3 protein-coding genes are annotated in these 1,967 nt (G+C 69.3%); all 3 read right to left on the minus strand.

What is annotated here, in order from left to right; genetic code table 11:
- Positions 1–104: 104 nt before the first annotated feature.
- The 3 genes from AC27VN_RS40025 to AC27VN_RS40035 are packed head-to-tail and all read right to left on the minus strand — an operon-like array spanning position 105 to position 1,936.
- Positions 105–746: a YceI family protein gene (locus AC27VN_RS40025; RefSeq protein WP_490880292.1), complete on the minus strand. Its 642-nt coding sequence runs from the start codon at positions 744–746 to the stop codon at positions 105–107.
- A 33-nt stretch (positions 747–779) separates the two neighbouring features.
- Positions 780–1,364 carry a YceI family protein gene (locus AC27VN_RS40030; protein ID WP_490880293.1) on the minus strand — a complete coding sequence of 195 codons (585 nt, stop codon included), beginning with the start codon at positions 1,362–1,364 and terminating at the stop codon, positions 780–782.
- On the minus strand, positions 1,361–1,936 hold the full coding sequence (locus AC27VN_RS40035; protein WP_490880294.1) for a cytochrome b: 576 nt from the start codon (positions 1,934–1,936) through the stop codon (positions 1,361–1,363). The genes AC27VN_RS40030 and AC27VN_RS40035 overlap by 4 nt, the downstream gene beginning before the upstream one ends.
- Between the last annotated feature and the right edge of the window lie 31 nt (positions 1,937–1,967).

Consider the following 1,967-nt stretch of genomic DNA (forward strand, 5'->3'; position numbering starts at 1 on the left):
TCACGAAGCTCGGGCCCGGGCTCATCGCGCCCACGGCCATGGCGCCGGCGATGCCGAGCAGGGAAAGGGTGGTGTCCATCATCGGAAGTGCTCTCTTTCGGAATTCATTGCTGCACGTTCACCGCCTCGACCTGCACCAGCAGCTTCACCTTGTTCTCGAAGCCGAAGTTCAGCCCCCAGGTGATGCCCCAGTCGCTGCGCTCGACGGTGGTCTCGAAGTCGCCGCCGCAGACCTGGCGGTTGATCAGCGGGCTCAGGTAGCAGTTGAAGCGCACGGCCTTGAGGGTGACGGGTTTGGTCTGGCCCATCAGCGTGAGCGTGCCGGGCACCTCGGCCACCTTGTCTCCGCTGAAGGCGATGCGCTCGGCGACGAAGCGGCCGGTGGGGAATTCGGCGACATTGAAGAAGTCCTTGCTCTGCACGTGCCGGTTCAGCAGGTCGACGCCGGTGTTGATCGAGCTGATGTCCATGGTGATGTCGACCTTGCCGCTGGTGCCGGCGGGGTCGATCTGCACGCTGCCGTCCTTGGTGCTGAAGCGGCCGCGGTTGGTGGTGGTGCCGTAGTGGCCCATCTCGTACATGACGAAGGTATGGGTCGGGTCGACCACGTAGCTGGCGCCCTTGACCGGGCCGCCCGCGGGCTTGGCCGCGACGGCCGGGGCGGTGTATTCCTGCGCGGCGACGAGGCCGGACGCGGCGAGCGCGAAGCCCAGCAGGGCGGCGGAAAGCAGTGTCTTGTTCTTCATGGCGGGTGCTGCGTGCGGGGGAGTGTGGTGGGGTCAGGGCGTGCCGAGGCCGTCGACGACGAGCTTGAAGCGCACCTGCACGTCGTTGGCGATCACCGAGGTGTCGGTCCATTCGCCGTCGCCGACCTTGTAGTCGATGCGCTGCAGCACGAAGCTGCCGCTGACCACCGACTGGCCGTTGGCGGCCGGCGCGATCGTCACGGGCACGGTCAGCGGCCTGGCGATGCCCTTGAGCGTGAGCTTGCCGGCCATCTCGAAGCGGCCGTCGCCGAGCGCCTTGATGGCCGTGGTCTGGAAGCCGGCCTGCGGGAAATGCGCGGCATCGAACCACGGCGCCTTGGGCAGCTCGGCATCGGTCATCGGGATGCCGAAGGCCGCGCTCGCGGTGTCGATCTGCAGCGCCACGCTGCCGCCCTCGGGCTTCCTCGGGTCGAAGGCGATGCGCGCGTTGAACTTCTTGAACGAACCCTCGACCGGCACGCCCATCTGCTTGCTCACGAACACGATCTGGCTTTTCTCGGGCACCAGCCGCGCGGGCGGTGGCTCGGCATGGGCCGCCGGAAGGAGGAGGGTGGCGAGCGCCAGCGCGCCGTGCCAGCGGCGAAGAAGGGAGGTCATGCGTTGGGTTTCCTGGAAGTCGACGACGGCCCGGGCCACATGCGCCGCAGCAGGCCGTCGCGCGCGATCCACTGGTGCTTGACGACGGCCGCGACGTGCAGCATCGAGACGGCGGCCAGCAGGTAGGCACCGGCCCGGTGCAGCGGCTGCAGCCACTGCTCGGCGAGGGCGCGGTCCACGGGCACGAAATCGGGCAGCGGCAGCACGCCGAACCACACCACCGGCACGCCGAGCGCCGAGCTCTGGGCCCAGCCCAGCAGCGGCACGGCGAAGAACAGCAGGTACATCAGGCGATGGCTGACCGTGCGGCCCGTGCGCTGCCAGCGCGGCATGGCGGCCAGCACGAAGTCGGGCACGCCGGGCGGCGGATGGCCGAGGCGCCACAGCAGGCGCACGGCGGACAGCAGCAGGATCGCGATGCCGGTCCACTTGTGCCAGCTGTAGAAACGCACGCGCTGCGGCGAGAACGGCAGCCCGGTCATGTACAGGCCCAGCCCGAGCGCGCCGAGGATCAGCAGCGCCAGCAGCCAGTGCAGCCCGATCGCGACCGGCGTGTAGCGGGCCGCCTTCAGTTCGGCGAGGGTCGGCGGGGAGGAGGCGGTG

It is taken from the genome of Variovorax sp. 20P10.2.4 (assembly GCF_058244205.1).

Coding starts and splice junctions, on each gene's coding strand:
- AC27VN_RS40030 (WP_490880293.1), bottom strand. CDS start 1,364: ATGACCTCCCTTCTTCGCCGCTGGCACGGCGCGCTGGCGCTCGCCACC.
- AC27VN_RS40025 (WP_490880292.1), bottom strand. CDS start 746: ATGAAGAACAAGACACTGCTTTCCGCCGCCCTGCTGGGCTTCGCGCTC.